The 1,064-nt window shown below is 50.4% G+C and carries 1 protein-coding gene; it reads right to left on the bottom strand.

Going from position 1 to position 1,064, the window contains the following annotated elements:
* The coding region (locus KDK17_RS06310; protein ID WP_257287622.1) for an ATP-binding cassette domain-containing protein at window positions 1–1,064 on the bottom strand (1,064 nt) is incomplete at both ends.

Genomic DNA, 1,064 nt, shown 5'->3' with positions numbered 1-1,064 from the left:
AACCAGACGCTATAATCCTCCAGATCGCCTTCAAAAGCTTCAACCCGGCCATCATGGACCAGAAAAAGATCGTCTGTAGTACTGCGCAGGAGATTACGATCATGCGACACCAGTATCATGGCTCCTTCGAATGTCTGCAGAGCCATAGTCAGAGCATGACGCATCTCAAGGTCAAGGTGGTTGGTTGGTTCATCCAGCAACAGCAGGTTAGGCTTTTGCCAGGCTACAATAGCCAGGGCCAGCCTCGCCTGTTCGCCACCAGAAAAACCTGCAATCGTTTCCAGAGCCTTATCACCATGAAAACCAAAACCGCCCAGAAAGTTTCTCAACTCCTGTTCCCGTGCCCCAGGCGACATTCGTTGTAGATGAAGCAATGGGCTGGCATCGGCATCGAGTTTTTCCAATTGATGCTGGGCAAAGTATCCTACTCTCAGGTGCTCTCCATCATGTCTCTGGCCAGCTACCAGAGGAAGCTCTCCAGCCAGTGTCCGAATCAAGGTTGATTTACCCGCACCGTTAGCCCCCAGCAAACCAATGCGACTGCCAGGCAGGATATTCAGTTTCAGCCTGATAAGTGTGTTGCCTTTATAACCCAGCTCCGCCTTGTCGAGGGTCAGCAGTGGTGAAGACATTTTTTCAGGATCAGGAAAGCTGAAGCTGAAAGGTGAATCGACGTGGGCCGGCGCTATTTCTTCCAGTCTCGCCAGCGCTTTTAAGCGACTCTGTGCCTGTTTCGCCTTGGTCGCTTTAGCACGAAACCGCTCAACAAACGTCTCCATGTGAGCGCGCTGCTTTTGTTGCTTTTCAAAAGCAGCCTGCTGCTGTTGAAGACGCTCAGAGCGCATCCGTTCAAAAGCAGAATAGTTACCACGATAGGTGTGCAGTTTCCGATGCTCAATATGGAGGGTAATGTCAATCACTGCGTCCAGAAAATCACGGTCGTGAGAGATGATAATCAACGTCCCCTGGTAACGCTTAAGAAAACTTTCCAACCAGACAATAGCGTCCAGATCAAGGTGGTTGGTTGGCTCATCAAGGAAAAGTAAATCCGAACGACACATGAG

Source organism: Endozoicomonas sp. SESOKO2 (genome assembly GCF_024606245.1).
In the GTDB taxonomy this organism is placed as follows: domain Bacteria; phylum Pseudomonadota; class Gammaproteobacteria; order Pseudomonadales; family Endozoicomonadaceae; genus Endozoicomonas_A.
The sequence above is the reverse complement of the archived record's forward strand: the minus strand, read 5'-3'. Positions and strand labels throughout refer to the sequence as shown.